General features: G+C 64.0%; 13 protein-coding genes. 8 read left to right on the forward strand and 5 right to left on the reverse strand.

Annotation, left to right across the window (positions count from 1 at the left end; genetic code table 11):
* Positions 1–25 precede the first annotated feature (25 nt).
* Entirely contained in the window at positions 26–1,387 is a 1,362-nt protein-coding gene (locus Pla111_RS05900; protein ID WP_146572313.1) for a glycerate kinase type-2 family protein, read from the forward strand.
* Between the two features lie 26 nt (positions 1,388–1,413).
* Here the strand turns inward: Pla111_RS05900 and Pla111_RS05905 are convergent, their stop codons facing one another.
* On the reverse strand, positions 1,414–2,859 hold the full coding sequence (locus Pla111_RS05905) for a DUF1598 domain-containing protein (RefSeq protein WP_197524797.1): 1,446 nt from the start codon (positions 2,857–2,859) through the stop codon (positions 1,414–1,416).
* 399 nt (positions 2,860–3,258) lie between these two features.
* Here Pla111_RS05905 and Pla111_RS05915 point away from each other — a divergent pair, with 399 nt between their 5' ends.
* Together Pla111_RS05915 and Pla111_RS05920 are read left to right on the forward strand one after the other, a co-directional pair.
* On the forward strand, positions 3,259–5,574 hold the full coding sequence (locus Pla111_RS05915) for a hypothetical protein (protein WP_197524798.1): 2,316 nt from the start codon (positions 3,259–3,261) through the stop codon (positions 5,572–5,574).
* Between the two features lie 4 nt (positions 5,575–5,578).
* Positions 5,579–6,121: a hypothetical protein gene (locus Pla111_RS05920; RefSeq protein ID WP_146572319.1), complete on the forward strand. Its 543-nt coding sequence runs from the start codon at positions 5,579–5,581 to the stop codon at positions 6,119–6,121.
* Positions 6,122–6,137: 16 nt separating this feature from the next.
* On the opposite strand, the gene Pla111_RS05925 is transcribed toward Pla111_RS05920, so the two are convergent.
* Positions 6,138–7,433, reverse strand: a complete 1,296-nt coding sequence (locus Pla111_RS05925) for a beta-ketoacyl-[acyl-carrier-protein] synthase family protein (RefSeq protein WP_146572321.1) — start codon at positions 7,431–7,433, stop codon at positions 6,138–6,140.
* A 333-nt stretch (positions 7,434–7,766) separates the two neighbouring features.
* Between Pla111_RS05925 and Pla111_RS05930 the strand changes: the two genes are divergently transcribed.
* Complete coding sequence (locus tag Pla111_RS05930; RefSeq protein ID WP_146572323.1) at positions 7,767–8,234, forward strand: division/cell wall cluster transcriptional repressor MraZ; 468 nt, start codon at positions 7,767–7,769, stop codon at positions 8,232–8,234.
* Between the two features lie 358 nt (positions 8,235–8,592).
* Here the strand turns inward: Pla111_RS05930 and Pla111_RS05935 are convergent, their stop codons facing one another.
* Positions 8,593–10,143 carry an NADP-dependent isocitrate dehydrogenase gene (locus Pla111_RS05935; RefSeq protein WP_197524799.1) on the reverse strand — a complete coding sequence of 517 codons (1,551 nt, stop codon included), beginning with the start codon at positions 10,141–10,143 and terminating at the stop codon, positions 8,593–8,595.
* A gap of 294 nt (positions 10,144–10,437) precedes the next feature.
* Here Pla111_RS05935 and Pla111_RS05940 point away from each other — a divergent pair, with 294 nt between their 5' ends.
* From Pla111_RS05940 to Pla111_RS05955, 4 genes are all read left to right on the forward strand, one after another.
* Positions 10,438–10,767, forward strand: coding sequence for a helix-turn-helix transcriptional regulator (locus tag Pla111_RS05940; protein WP_197524800.1), 330 nt, complete (start codon positions 10,438–10,440; stop codon positions 10,765–10,767).
* 477 nt (positions 10,768–11,244) lie between these two features.
* The gene (locus Pla111_RS17435) at positions 11,245–11,535 is read left to right on the forward strand and encodes a type II secretion system protein (RefSeq protein WP_391581012.1); all 291 of its coding nucleotides are present in this window, start codon (positions 11,245–11,247) and stop codon (positions 11,533–11,535) included.
* A complete protein-coding gene (locus Pla111_RS05950; protein WP_146572327.1) occupies positions 11,468–11,743 on the forward strand; it encodes a hypothetical protein in 276 nt (91 codons plus the stop codon). The genes Pla111_RS17435 and Pla111_RS05950 overlap by 68 nt, the downstream gene beginning before the upstream one ends.
* Positions 11,740–12,879, forward strand: a complete 1,140-nt coding sequence (locus Pla111_RS05955; protein WP_146572328.1) for a TIGR03032 family protein — start codon at positions 11,740–11,742, stop codon at positions 12,877–12,879. The genes Pla111_RS05950 and Pla111_RS05955 overlap by 4 nt, the downstream gene beginning before the upstream one ends.
* Before the next feature lie 343 nt (positions 12,880–13,222).
* Here Pla111_RS05955 and Pla111_RS05960 read toward each other — a convergent pair whose 3' ends face one another.
* Both Pla111_RS05960 and Pla111_RS05965 read right to left on the reverse strand, forming a co-directional pair.
* Positions 13,223–13,711, reverse strand: a complete 489-nt coding sequence (locus Pla111_RS05960; protein ID WP_197524801.1) for a TrkA C-terminal domain-containing protein — start codon at positions 13,709–13,711, stop codon at positions 13,223–13,225.
* A 36-nt stretch (positions 13,712–13,747) separates the two neighbouring features.
* On the reverse strand, positions 13,748–13,975 hold the full coding sequence (locus Pla111_RS05965; protein WP_146572332.1) for a hypothetical protein: 228 nt from the start codon (positions 13,973–13,975) through the stop codon (positions 13,748–13,750).
* Positions 13,976–14,113: the final 138 nt, after the last annotated feature.

Genomic DNA, 14,113 nt, shown 5'->3' on the forward strand with positions numbered 1-14,113 from the left:
TCGTCCAACCGAGGAGCCGCATCGGATGACTGCCAGACCACTGCTTCAAGACGCGCTGAGCATCTGGCATGCGGGCCTCGACGCGGTTCGTCCCGAGAAGCTGATCCCCGCCGCGATTCGTGTCGCCGACGGTGAGATTCTCTTCCAGGATTGCCGCGGCGATTTAGCGGCCGCAGTCCCCATGGCGCGGTTGGGGCAGATTCATGTGGTCGGCGGCGGCAAGGCCGGTGCCGCGATGGTGCGCGGGCTTGAGTCGGCCCTGGGGGATGCGCTTCTTGCCACACACCGCGTGCATGGAGTGGTCTCCACGCCCGAGGACTGTGTCGGACCGACCCGTTGCGTGCGGTTGGTGGGCGGCCGACCACCCGGCGTGAACGAACCCCGTCCGGCCGCCGCCGCCGCAACGGCGGAGATGCTCCGCATCGTGCGTTCCGCAGCCCCCGACGATCTCGTGATCTGTTTGCTCTCGGGAGGTGGTTCAGCATTGCTAACCGCCCCCCGCGCCCCCTTAACGGTTCATGACAAAGCCGTGCTCGCCCAGCGGATGTCGGCCCGTGGTGCCACGATCCATCAGCTCAACACGGTGCGGCAACACCTGAGCGACGTGAAGGGGGGGGGCCTCGCGCGGGCTTGTCGTGCGCGGCGGATTCTGACCCTGGTGATCTCCGATGTGCCAGGCGATCCGCTCGATCTGATCGCAAGCGGCCCGACAATCGCTGCGCGCCAGACTCCGGAGGACGCGCTCCAGGTGCTGCACGACCTGGATCTTCTCCAGGACCCCGAACTGCGGGCTGTTGTGGAGGTGCTCCGTCAAGCACCGCCACCGACGAGCATTAGCGCCCAAACCGAAACGGTGATGCTCGCTAACAACGCCGCCGCAGTAGACGCCGCGGGAATCGAGGCCGAGAGGCTCGGCTATCGCCACGCGATGACTTCCGCCACGGAGCCCGAGGGGCTCGCTGAGGCGGTGGGGGAGCGATTGGCGACGCTGGCGATCGAGATGCGTGATCATGCCGATGGCGTGTCGCCCAATTGCCTGATCGCCGGCGGCGAGCCGACCGTTGAACTGGCACCGCCGGAGGTGCGCGGACGGGGGGGCCGCAATCAACAGCTGGCGCTCGCTGCGCTGCGCGTGCTGGGGGATTGCCGGGGCGTAGCGATCGTCTCGGGCGGCACTGACGGCGAAGACGGGCCGACGCCCGCCGCGGGCGCGATGATCGACGAGGCATTGGCCCAGCGCGTGGGCGACGATCGTGCGGCACTGGACGACGCCTTACGCCGCAACGATGCCTACACCTTCTTCGAGCGCGCTGAAGGGCTCTTGGTGACCGGCCCGACGCACACCAACGTTTGTGATCTGCGGGTCATCACGACCGGAGGCTTATAGCCCCGGCTTGCCCGGCAGACGCCCTCTCAGTCCCACCACCAACGATCGCGAGGCGATGTGGCTAGGACGGCTTCACGAGTGGTGCTAAGCGCTCCGTCCTCATCGTAGCGAACGTTTTCCTTGTTCAGAGCTTCGGCGGCACCGATCTGCACGCCGCCGCCGACCGGGGTCATCAACATGCTCCCCTTCCAGAGGCTGTTGACCGCCGTGGCTACCCGCTCAGGGGCGTTGAAAGTCTGGATCGGATAGGTCTCTTCCGAAGCAAAGGCTCCGGGGGTCCAGGCGGCGGTTTGGTAGTAGCCCTTGGTGCGGATCAGCGCCGCGGTGACCGCCAGATCGATGCAGTTGCGTAGCTGGGCATAAACGGGGCTCCGCTGGGCGATCCGATCGTAGGACTTCGTGAAGTCGGAAACAAAGCCGTTGCTGGCTCGGTTGGTGGCACCCACCTGCCGACGGCGACCGTCGCGCGAGACCATTTCGTCCTCGCCGATGAGCTTGACACCATCCCCCACAATCTGAGCGGCGAGGCCGTCTTCGCTCATCATGAGCCGCTCATAATCGGGGACGAAGTACCAACGCTGCAGAGCGTTGCGGCTGACCATCGCGGCGTTCGCCCGGGCGACGTAGCTCTTGAGCTTGACGGGGGCCGATTCCAGTCCGATCCCGATTAGCTTCATCTGGTAATCGGCTTCGACCAGCACCTGGGCAAAGTGCGTGTCGGCGGGCATGCCGCCAACCGTCACTACTTGCGGTCCGAGGGCTTCTTGCAGACTTTTGACAATGTACTGCGTCTGAGCCGGAGTGGCTTGGCGACCAAAGCTGGCGAGGAACTGCTGCATCCGCGCCAGGCCTTCGGCGGTCGGATCGATCGAGCAGTAGATCAACGGGCCTTGGCCCGATTCATTGGCAGGGAACGCCCGCAGCGCGGCGAGCAAGTCTTGCAGTTCGAGCACCGGGCTCTCGGTGCTGACGCCCAGCACCCGACCGGAAGGCGATGTGACCCACGGTTCGGCGGGACCCGCCAGAATGATCTCGCCCTCAGACTGACCCGCTTCGGGCGGATAGCAGAAGACGTAGTCGATCCTCGTTAGCCCCGCGAGATAGCGCATCGCTTCGTCTGGCGACCCGCCTTCTGCCAGGCTTGCTTCCACGGCGTCTTCAAGGCGCGTCAGCGAAATCTTGCGGAGCTTGCTCGGCTTGGCCAGATCACCGTTCAAACGCGAGACCGCCTCGGCCTTGCGTTGCTCGGCGAGACGCGGATCGACCTGCTGCACCATCTCGCGTGACAGAACGCCATCCGCATCGACGACCACCCCGCCTGCGCTAAAGCCACCACCGCCCGCTCCACCACCACCGCCAAGTCCTCCTCCGCCGCCTCCGCCGCCAAACTGGGCGTCGGCATGAGAGAATCCCAACGCCGCGTACAGCGCGACAAACAGGAAAGCACGGTTGGTGAGGGCGGAGATTCGCATGGCTGGCCTCTGGCGGTCCCGAAACGTACGCGGGGAGCTGCGGAGCGGGAAAATTGCACCCTGAGCGGTGCGCCGCGACGCTCGGTGGTCGAGCGGTACGGAAGCTCTGATCCTAGTCGGGCAAGATAGGCAAGGCAAGAAATGGAGGGGGTTCTGTTCCCTCTTGAGGGTTCCGGAACCTCTCCCGGCCCGACAACCGGCATAGCCCCGATGATCGGAGCCTGTCGTCGCGAAAAGTCAACGCGATCGTTGCCCTTTGGCATCCGCGCCCGAGCCCACGAGGTACGGTTACGCGGCCCTTTTCGGACCGTCACGGAGGCACGCGCGCCGCCGGGTCGCTCTGCGAGGCCACTCCCTTACGCCCCCACCCCGGTTCCTCGCTCGGACGGCCTGTTTGCCGTGACCCGCTCGCCCCGCCATCGCCGCCTGCAGCAGCCCCTCCGGGTGTTGGCGATGATTGCGCTGGCACTGGTGACGGCCGGATGCTCGGGGCTGCCACGGATCGATCCTTCGGGGCGCCGCTTTTTGATTTGGCCTGAGCCCCCCGCACCGGTCACGGGAATCGATCCCACGCTGGGAAATCCGCTTGGCAACGTCAATGCGGCCCCCGTTTACGCGCCCGGATCGGGCGGGACGACGGGTCTTCCGCTCACCGGAGGCGGGGTGCTGACGCCCGTATCCGGAGCGCCGGGGCAGGCACCGCCGCGCGCCGATGAACGGCTTTCGATCACCCCCGAACGCGTCCTTGCGCCCGTTGGTAGCGAAGTAATCCTGCGCGCCGGTGTTTGTGGTCCGCAGGATTACTTGCGGACCAATCGCCGCATCGAGTGGATGCTTGGCACCGAAGGCACCGGACAGTTTGTCACGGTCGGAGAGCAGGGTGAGATGGACATCCTCCGCTATCCGTGGCAGCGCCCCAACAAACAAGACAATACCTTCGCGGTTGGCTATACCTCCCCGTTTCACACGTGCCTTAATCGGGGCACGGCCGATCCGACGGACGATGTCCAGGTGCGTCCGGGTGATGCGTGGATTACCGTCACGAGCGCCAGCGAAGGAGCGAGCTACATCACCGCGCACGCCCCCGAGAGCCGCGATTGGGACGCGCGCCGCGCCCGCGCGACCATTTATTGGGTTGATGCCGAATGGCAGATCCCGCCGAGCCTCTCAGTTCAACCGGGCCAAACGGCACAGCTCACGACCACCGTCCTGCGCAAGACCGACGGCGCGCCGGTTCAAGGTTGGGAGGTGCGCTACGAGGTTGTGCAGGGCTCGTCCGCGCGGTTGGGATACGCCTCGGGAGAAGCGAGCATCGCGACGACCGACGCCCAAGGACGCGCCACCATGCAGGTGACCCCCACCGATGACCTTCCCGGCACGGCGGTGGTGCGTGTGACAATCGCCCGCCCCGCCCAGTCTGCGCCGATGCCCTCGCCGAGGCTCGAGCTCGGTTCGGGTGAGTCGGTGGTGATGTGGACCCCTTCCGCTGGTGCAGGTGGCGGGGTGATTGGCCCCTTCACGCCCAGCCAGGGGGGCAGCGTTCCCCCCACGCCGTTCGAGCCGCCGCCGTCAGACAACGTCCCGCCGATCGGGCCTGCTGATCGCGGGGCACCGCTGCTAGAGGTCTACGTTCAACGAGACAATCAACGGGCAATCCGCGTCAACGACGCCATTCCCGTAACCATAACGGTCGAGAACCGGGGCGACGCCCCGGCCCGTAACCTCGTGATCTTTGATCGGTTCGAGTCGGGTCTGGCGAACGATCAGGCACCGCCGGGAGAATCACAAATCAAGTACGAGGGACGATTCCCTGACCTGGGTCCGGGCGAGTCCGATGTGGTCCGCTTGGAATTCCGGGCGGTTGCGCCAGGCCGTCACTGCCACTACGTGCGTGTCACGATGGACGGTACCGACGCTGCGGTTACGGAGCAGTGCTTTGCGATCGAAGCACTGCCACAAGCCGCGTCGCCGACGCTCGACATTCGTATCGAGGCAGAGCTACGCCGTACGGTAGGACAGTCTTATGAGCTGCGGCCCCGGGTTTACAACACCAGCGGAACCCCCGCCGAAAACCTGCGCGTTGAACTGCGTTATGGTACGGAGCTCTCGCCCGAGGCCGCCGAACAGGGCAACCGACGGATCCCCGGAGGTTTTATCTGGGAGGTAGGCCGTCTGGAAGCGAACTCGTCGGCACCGTTCCACGTTAAGTTCCGTTGTGACCGTCCGAACCCTGCCGCCGAGCTAACGCTCTTTGTGGCGGCCGACGGCGTTCCTGAAGAGACTCGCACGGTGACCGTAGCGATCGAGCCGGCAGCTCCGACTCCCACTCCGTCACCGCCGAACGTCGTGCCCAGCGCGCTCGACGGGGCGTTGAGCCTGTCGAGTAATCCGGCGCGCGTGGGTCAGCCGTTGACGCTCGACGTGGCGGTGGCCAATGTGGGGACCACGCCGCTGAGCGGAGTTGAGTTTCGCGTGACGCTCCCGTCCCAATTGCTCGCTCGGTTGCAACCGGCCCAGTCGCCGGTGCCCTTCCGGGCCGAAGGCGGAGCGCTGGTCTTTGGTCCGATTGCGCAGCTACTGCCCAATCAACCGGTGCGACTCACGATTCCTTGCGATGCGGCCCAACAGGGCACCGGAGACATCTTCTTGCAGGTGCGTGCTGTGGGCGAGTCGAACGTGCTCACCCGCGACACACCGATCCGGGTTGAACCGTAGCACCATGCTCCGATTTGTCTTGCTGCGTCACGAGTGCCCGTCATCGCACGAACGAGGATCGCACTGGGACCTGATGCTCGAACGAGCCGCAACGGCTGGCGATCATCAACCTACGAGCGAGCATCGGCTGATCACCTGGTCGCTGATGAAATTGCCGCGCGAGTGGATCGTGCGCCTTGCGCGTCAGGCACCGGCCGATAACGACCCTCTCGTGGCGCTACGGCTTGCCGATCACCGGGCCGTTTACCTCGACTACGAGGGGCCAGTGGGGGCCGCCCCAGGCCCGCGCGACGGTGCGACCCCGAACGATTCGGTGCCGGCAGACGATGTGCCAAGCGCCGATGTGCCAAGCGCGGCAGACGCGTCCCGCGATCGCGGGACGGTCGAACGCTGGGCGCGGGGAGATCTGCTGTGGATTACGCCCGCCACAGCCGACACGTGCCGGGTTCGGCTGGAGAACTCCCCCCTCGCGGGAGAGTTGCTCTTTTTCCGCGAGGCAGAAGATCAGTGGCTCATGCGCTGGTGGCCGCCGAGCAGCGACGACTGAGTTCCACCGCGGCTGATCAGGCGGCGCGTCGATAGAAAGAGGTTTGGAGCGGTTGCGCGGCGCGTGCGTGTCGGCCGCTCCAGCGACGCACCGCCGTCGCGACCAGATGGCCCCCGAACGCGATCGACGTTTTTAGTGCGTGCTCGAGCGGCCGCTGACAACCGATCTGAGGAGTGCAATCGAGGTCGCACTGTGGGTCCGGGTTGTCGAGGTTCAGCGTCGGCGGGGCGAATCCATCGCGCAGGGCCAGCAAGGCGATCGCCAACTCCGCGCCGCCCGCGGCGTTCACTAGATGCCCCAGCGCTGACTTGGTGGCGGTCACGCTTGCCTTGTCCGCGTCGGCACCGAGCGCCTTGCGCAAGGCGAGCGTTTCGAGCACATCGTTCTGCTGGGTCCCCGTGCCGTGAGCGCTGACCAGTTGCACGTCGCTGGGCGCGAGACCGCTTTTACGCAGCGTGTGGCGGAGCAAGTGGGGCAAGGCCGACCCCTCGGTCGTTAGGCTCGTGATGTGGTGCGTGTCCGTCATCGCTGCCCCGCCGAGGATCTCGGCGTAGATATCGGCACCCCGCCGGACCGCGTGGTCCATGCGTTCGAGCATCAGGATCGCGGCCCCTTCGCCCATCACGAATCCGTTGCGATCGCGATGGAACGGGCGGCAGGCTTGGGCGGGCGTGTCCGCGGTTGCGAGCACGCCCATGCGGGTGAATCCGGCCGCCATGAGCGGCTCAACGGCTTCCGATCCGCCCGCCAGGATCGCGTCGCAGCGGCCCTCACGCAGTTCACGCGCCGCTTGGTTGATCGCGAGCAAACTCGAAGCGCAAGCAGCAGCTAAGGTCTGGCAGATGCCGTGGATTTCGAACTCGTGCGTCAGGTAGGTCGCCGCCGAGTTCGGAGACCACTGGGTCCACCAGGGCCACTCGGGGGCTGGCAAGCGATCGCTGAGTCCCAAGCGCAGCGCGGTGTGACGCAGGTCACCCATGTGGGTCGAGATCAAGCAGCCGATGCGGTGCGGTTCTAGCCCCGCCTCGCGCCGCTGGAGGGGTTCTTCGAGGCCGGCGTCGCTGAGCGCCTCGCGGGCAGCGCTGCGCAGCATCGGCAGATGCTTGGTCTGTCCGGGGAAGTCGAGCGGCAGATTTTCGACCGTCGCCGCAAGTGTGCCGGCGGGCAGGTCGGGGTGCGGCGGCAGCCGACGAGCGCCGGACTCGCCACGCTGCAAGGCGGCCCACGAAGTTTCGCGATCGGCACCCACCGACGTCACCAGCCCAATGCCGGTAACGACAACCCGTTGATCGGTTTGGAACGAAAGGATCACAGCGTTCGGCCCAATCGCGAATAAAACGTGCGTTCTAGTGGCCAGCCATCGGCCAAGGGGAGAAATAGAAAATCGGCTCTCCTCCTGCCAGTTCAGTTGGTGCTAGCAACAGCGCAGCTAAGCGGACCTTCTTCAACCCGAACCGGCCCGCTGGCGGTGGGGTTTGCGGATTCCTGGCAGAAGAAGGGTTGATTTGGGTGGAAACTCCCGTAATCTTGCCGTTTAGCCAATCTGGTGGGCAAAGAACCCACAAGAGAGGCTTGCTGTGGCCAGGGAAGGGCCACCTTCGCACGGTTTCCTTCCAGCACGCTGGCCACAGAGCAGAACAAAGCGGTGTTTTTAGGCGAGGCGACCCGTACGCTCGACCAACGCTTTCGGCTTTCGTTGCCGGAAGACATGGCCGAGCGCTTGGTGGCCGGCTCAAGCGAGTGCCTGATCGCCAAAGAACGCCGCGGATGCCTCAGCCTGTGGAACCGCGAGCACTGGGAGGAGCACCAACGCCAAGCGGCAGAAATCCTAAAAGGCAAGCTGGCAAGCGGCCGACTCGAACGCCGTCTTGCCGATGTTCAGCGGCTCGGTCGACTGCTGTCGACCCGGCAACGTGTGACAGCGATTGCCGGCAGGGGCAGGCTGGTTATCCCTGAAGGATTTCGCGAGTTGCTAGCGGTCGAGCCGGGCGGCAGTGTCAACGTTGTTGGTGCCGCGGTGTGTGTCGAGCTGTGGCACCCCGAGGCCTGGGCCGACCACTTGGCCGAAGCCTTGCCGGGGTACCGCGATCTCTACGAAGACCTTGTTAGCTAGCATCTGAGAAAGTCCCGCCCCCCCTCCCGAAACACTCCGAAACCCCGCCACGATCGGCCCCCTCCCGTCGCAGCAGCCACGGGCCGATGCCCAAAACATTAAGGATCGAACCAAGCGGTCGCCACGCCCGACGTCGGACATGTTTTTTTCGTTAACCACGACCGTTGTCAGCGGCGGGGTGCAAGTCCAACGATGGAGCGGTGTTCGGCAACGGATGCCAATCGTTGTCCGTAACGTGGGCGTGGCGCTGCTTGGTTCTATCGCTGCCGCGGCAAAGCCCGCGGGCACAATTCAGGACCCGCGATGGAGCGGGGCCAACGGAACTCGTTCCGCGGCCCCGCTCTCTTTTGCATCGCGATCACTCGCCCTGACCCAGCGAGTAGCCCAGCTTGCCATCAAACGTGCACAGGTGCTCGGTCTTGATGAAGTCGAGCCCCGCGCTTGCCACCTTGGTCAACAGCGCGAGGATCGCACCGTGGCTGACCGTGCCGCCCGCTTCGCCGGCGCTGATAAACCGGCACCGCCAGTGGTCGGTGCAGAACGTCTCGGGGAAACCGCCCGGCCAGACCTTAACGCCCCGGTTGGTGATCATCTTGAGCTTGAGGCCGGTGTTGTCTGCCGCCGCTGCCAGCTGCTTCGCAAGCTCGTCGGCGTTGCGACCGGGCTGGTCCCAATCGAGGAAAACATCCACCCCCACGAGCAGTTTCACCGGCTTCGCAGCCGGTGTGGCGGGCTTCTTGGCGGAAGCGGAGTTGGCTCCCGCTGCAGAAGCCGCTTCGTACGAGACTGCTTGCAGTTTCTGCGGCTGTTGACCAACGCGGGCGATCACCGCCTCGGCAAACGCCTGGGTGCCCACCTTCTCGTGGCTGTGCTGCGAGTCGTAGATGTCGGCCGTGTGGACGCCGTCTTCGAGGGTCCGCAGCCAGGCGTTGTGGAGCTTCGTGGCGGGGGCGGGCTTGCCCACGTGCAACAGCATTTGCACGGCGGCGAGCAGCAACCCGGAAGGGTTGGCCACACCCTGGCCCGCGATCATCGGCGCGCTGCCGTGGATCGCCTCGAACATGGCGCACCGCTCGCCGATGTTGGCGCTGCCGCCCAGGCCCACGCTGCCCGTGATCTGCGCCGCGATATCGCTGATGATGTCGCCATACAAGTTGAGAGTCACGATCACATCGAACTCTTCTGGCGAGTCTGCTAGCTTCGCCGCGCCGATGTCGATGATCCAGTGATCGTTCTCGATCTCCGGATACTCAACGGCGATCTCGTTGAACACCTGACGGAACAATCCGTCGGTGGCTTTCATGATGTTGTCTTTCGTAAAGCAGGTGACCTTCTTTCGTCCGCTCGCGCGGGCATACTCAAACGCGTGCCGCACGATCTTCTCGCAACCCGGTCGGCTGATGAGCTTCAGGCACTGCACGACCTCATTCGTTTGCCGGTGCTCGATGCCCGCGTAGGTGTCCTCTTCGTTCTCGCGAACAATGACGACATCCATCGCCGGGAAGCGTGACTGCACGAACGGGTGGTAGGCCACACAGGGCCGCACGTTGGCATACAAGCCGAGGGTCTTGCGGATGGTTACGTTGAGCGACTTGAAGCCGCCTCCCTGCGGAGTGGTGATCGGTGCCTTCAGGAAGACGCCGGTCCGGCGGAGCGACTTCCAGGTCGCCTCTTCGATGCCGGCGCTGACCCCCTTGGCATAAACCTTCTCGCCGATCTCGACAAATTCGTAGTCGAGGTCCGCCCCACAGGCGTCCAGCACGCGCAGCGCGGCTTGCATGATCTCCGGGCCGATCCCATCGCCCCGGGCGACGGTGATGGCGGTGCGCGTGGCTGGCGAAGCCGAGGGGCTGCTGGCGGCGGACGAGGGCTGACTCATGTTGGATGCGTCGCGGGTGATAATGGACATGCTGGTCCTGCTTTATCGCGAATTCTGCGCGAAACGAGAGCCGACCGGCTGGCGGAACGACCCCCGTAAGGCGATAATCAAATCACGAACACTAAAACAGGAAATAATATACGTACTTTATCGTATCGTACGACCTCCCCCGTCAACCCCATGACTTCTCCAGAATTATCTCGCACGGCTGCTTTGGCCGCATCCCAACCCGCCGCGACGGGTGGCGGGTTGCCGGAGAGGACCGCAGTGCAGCCGGCCGCTCGAAGCCCACGGGGCATACAAGCAACCGCCACGGGGTCTTCCGTGGATGCGCCGTGCTCGCCCAGCGACTCAGGTAAGCCAACAACGGCCGAGGGGGCCACCGTCTGGACCTTCTTGAGCAACCACGCGCACGTGTTGATGGTGCTCGCCGCCGATCCGGAGTTGCGGTTGCGCGACATTGCCGAGCGGGTCCGCATCACAGAGCGGGCCGTGCAGAAGATCGTTTCCGAATTGGAAGCCGCCGGCGTCTTGAGTCGCGAGCGCGACGGTCGCCGCAATCGCTACGAGGTTCACCACAACCGGCCCTTGCGCCACCCGGTCGAGTCGCACCGCACGGTCGCGGACCTGATCCGCATGGTGCACGGCGAGTAATGCCCGGCGTTGGGTGAAGGTCATGGTGCCCCCCGCGATGCCGACCGCCTGCCCGCTCTGAGGTACCGGTGCGGGATCGGTTGGAGTTGCTTGAGGGGGAAGCGTGCCGCGCGCCGGACAGGTTAGAGAGGCCAGCAAACCGCCCGGAGTCAGCAGCACCCCTTGCAGCTTGTGTCGGTCCTTAGCCGCTGAGTTTGGCCCAACCGCTGTCAGTTCGGCCGTGAGGCTAATCGTTTCGACACCTGCGTCTCAGCCGATTGGGAAACCGCGAAAATGCCCACAATGGGTCACCCGTGCACTCTCGTCCGGACTTTTGGGCACGGCTCACAAAATCTCGGCCGATAATGCTGGACCCACTCTACGGCAAACCCTGAAAACAAGCCGATAAGCCTCGGCCGATTTTTGACACCATACGAGCCCTAAGATTGATGGGCTGCTACGATACTCAGCTCGCCGTCTAGCCCTGGAATCGCTGCTTTGTTCTGCCCCCGTAGTGCGTTAACGCTTATTGAACTGCTGGTGGTGATCGCCATCATCGGCATCCTCATCGCAATGCTCTTGCCCGCTATCCAGGCGGCTCGCGAGGCGGCCCGGAGGGTGGCGTGCCAAAACAACCTACGGCAGTTGGGGTTCGCCTCGCAGCTGCATCTGGACACCCACAGCCACTTTCCGTCGGGCGGTTGGGGCTTCGTCTGGACCGGTGACCCCGATCGAGGCCACGACCCCGCCTGCCTCCAAGGACATCGTTCCCGCTTACTTCTTCGCTGAAACACTTCCCAAGGGAAGCTATACAGTCTCCGACCGAGACGCCTCGCCACTGGCGAATATCAGCAGCGACGACCCACTGCTGTTGTTGCTAGCTGGCGGTCGGTCATACAGTGAGGCGGAAACGATTCTCGACGAGGCGTTTGCCACGGCAGACGACGAGTCGGAGGAAGACGCAATCCTCACCCTGGCGCTGGGCGGCTTTGAATGACGGATAATGTCTCGCAGCCCGTAGGCGACGTGGCTAGCGAACCACTACGCAGCGTCCACACCACCAGTTTTCCGGTGTTGCTCAAGCAACTCGGCGCGTCGATCCTCGTCACGACGTACCAAGCGGGCAAGCTGGTCGTGTTGCGCGAGGATGCGGGCGTGCTCAACACACACTTCCGCAACCTCAACAAGCCGATGGGGCTAGCGCTCGACGGCGGGAAGCTGGCCGTCGGTTGTAGCATCGACATCTGGGAGTTCCATAACGTCCCAGCGGTCTGCAAGAAGCTCGACGAGTCCGAAGACTACCCGAGCACCCAAGCCAAGCACGACGCCTGCTTCCTGCCGCGCCGCAGCCACTGCACGGGCGATATCCAGATCCACGAGATGGCGTTCGTTGGCGGCCCCGAGGAGCCGGGCGAGCTGGTCTTCGTCAACACGGCGTTCAGCTGCCTGACGAAGCGGAGCGAAGAGAACAGTTTCGAACCTATCTGGCGGCCCAAGTTTATCAAGCAGATGGCGCCGGGCGACAACTGCCACCTCAACGGCCTGGCGACACGCGACGGCCGGGTGAAGTACGTGACGGCGTTGGGAACTACCAACGAGCCTGGCGGCTGGCGTGAGAACAAACGCGACGGCGGCCTGCTGATTGATATCGACTCGCACGAGATCATCGCCCGCGGCCTGTCGATGCCGCACTCCCCCCGCTGGTACAACGGCCAGCTCTGGCTCTTGGAGAGTGGCGACGGCACGATTGGTAAGGTCGACCCAGCGACCGGCAAGTACGAACCGATCGCCCAGTTCCCCGGGTTCACCCGAGGCCTGAGCTTCCTCGGCCCGCTGGCTTTTCTTGGCCTCTCACAAGTCCGCGAATCGGCCATCTTCAGCGGCATCCCGTTGGTCGAGCGATTGAAAAAAGCCGATGAACGCACCTGCGGCGTCTGGGTGCTCAACATCGAGACGGGCGAGACCCTCGGCTTCTGCCGCTTCGAGGAAGGCGTGCAGGAGATCTTCGCCGTCGAAGTCTTGCCGGGTGTGCGTTTCCCCGACCTCGTGAACCACGATGCCGAACTGGTCGGCAGAAGCTACGTCCTCGGCGACGCTGCGTTAGCTGACGTGCCCGAAGACCTGCGAGCGTGACGACTTAGGAACGATTGTCAAACCGTTCTAGAGAGACGGTTGGATGAGACCCAAATCGCTCTCCGCGAACACGACCTCAGCAAGTTCTGCAGATTGCTTTGTTGCCGATGTTGCCTCACCCGCGGCGATTAATCGGGGCGGGAAACCAGCTAGGGGGTGTCTACCACGGCGGGTTCATCGGCCCGCTGTGTCGGCCGATCGCCGGGGCGAATCTTGTGACCCCTGAATCGATAATCTTGCCGGGCTGGCATCGCCTCGCCCCCAGCGGCATCGCCTTGGAGGGGCTCCCGATCCTGTGGCGGATAGCAGCTGCCATGTCCTAGGGCTGAGGTTCCCGATCTCGTTATAGCGTTTCTTCCAGCTCGCCCTGTTCTTCGACCGCATGGGAGTGCTCTTTGTCACCCGCGCGGCCGGCACGGCGACGATCAAGCTCTTCGATATTCTCAAGATCGCCATACAGAATCAGCGTGTCGCTTGCGCTGACAATATCGCCGCCGCGTGGCGAGCCATGAAAAGCCCCCGCGCTGGACCTGATACCCAGGACCAGGATTCCTTCGTCAGAGAGCCAAAGATCCGCTAAGCACTTGCCAGCAAGCCAATCGGTTGATTCAACCAGCATTTCGGAGACGGCGTACCCATTGGAGAGCTCTAAGAGAGCGACGTAGTCGCGAACATCCAGGTCGGTAAATTTCTTCAGTGTCCAGGCGATGACGCGATTCATGTGCCGCTCGATCCATCGGCTGTTGAAGATCAGCCAGAGAAGCAGAAGTCCAGCAGCCAGAAGCGCGAGGGTGATAGTCCGCTGCGTTACCGAAGCGCCCGTGGTGCTCATGAACGACATCATGATGGTCGCCGCAACGGTGGCGACTCAGATGTTACCCATCAGCATCAAGGCCATAATGATCCGGCGGCGGACCGGATGATTGACGGTTCGCTCTGACTCTTGCGTCGTGTAGCCAACGCCAGTGAACGCCGATCTTGCTTGGAACTTGGCCGCTTCGCGTGATAAGCCCGTGAACATCAAAGCCATGGCCGCGACGCGGGTGATCAGCAGCGAAAGCGTTAGCGCAACTAACAGCGACAGGACTCCGATCATGTTGACTCTTTTCCAATCGCGCGTGTTAGAGTTTTTGAGGGCAGGCCCGACGTGTGAGGTGCGCCGTAGGTTGAGTCTACGCTTCGCGCACGGCGACCACCTCGCTAGTAATCTCCTTTATCTTTATCCGCCCTTGTT

It is taken from the genome of Botrimarina hoheduenensis (genome assembly GCF_007859815.1).
GTDB classification, from domain to species: Bacteria; Planctomycetota; Planctomycetia; order Pirellulales; family Lacipirellulaceae; genus Botrimarina; species Botrimarina hoheduenensis.